This is a genomic window from Bacillus sp. V3B (assembly GCF_024494465.1).
In the GTDB taxonomy this organism is placed as follows: domain Bacteria; phylum Bacillota; class Bacilli; order Bacillales; family Cytobacillaceae; genus Bacillus_BD.
Map to the genome: position 1 here is coordinate 1 of NZ_JAETXM010000083.1, position 591 is coordinate 591.

Annotated in this window: 1 protein-coding gene; it reads right to left on the reverse strand. The window is 40.4% G+C overall.

Annotated features, from left to right (window positions below):
* Window positions 1-67: 67 nt before the first annotated feature.
* Window positions 68-591 (reverse strand): RNA-guided endonuclease TnpB family protein (locus JMM81_RS22685; RefSeq protein ID WP_256243819.1); only part of this gene is annotated, 524 nt, incomplete at its 5' end.

The following is a 591-nucleotide window of genomic DNA, read 5'->3' on the forward strand; positions in this document are numbered from 1 at the left end:
TACGTTTTCCTATGTCGTTTGAACCTCCGGCTCAAAAAGGCTGCTCTAGAACGCTGTATAGCAACCATTAGGCGATCCCCGTCTGTCCAACGGTTAGAAGGCGTTTCCCTTCTTGGAGAATGTTCTTCGCAGCGTTTTCGTCACGATCATGAATGACACCGCACGAACAAGTCCATATACGAACCGATAAATCTTTTACCCTTTTATTTTTCTCTCCACAATGGGAGCACAATTGAGAACTCGGAAAATTCGCTCCTACAACGATGAATTGTTTTCCATACCACTTACATTTGTACTCAAGCATCCTACGAAACTCAGACCAAGATACCTCTGAAATGGCTTTAGCTAACTGGTGGTTTTTTAACATATTTTTCACACGAAGGTTTTCTAGGCAAATGACTTGGTTTTCGTTCACAAGCGAAGAAGACGTTTTGTGCAAAAAATCATTCCGTTGATTCACCATCTTTTCGTGAATTCTCGCTACTTTTTTCTTTTGTTTGTACCAATTGGAACTACCATATTGTCTTCTAGACAGGATTTGTTGAGCTTTTGCTAATTTTTCTTCTGTCTTTCTAAGCCATCTAGGATTGG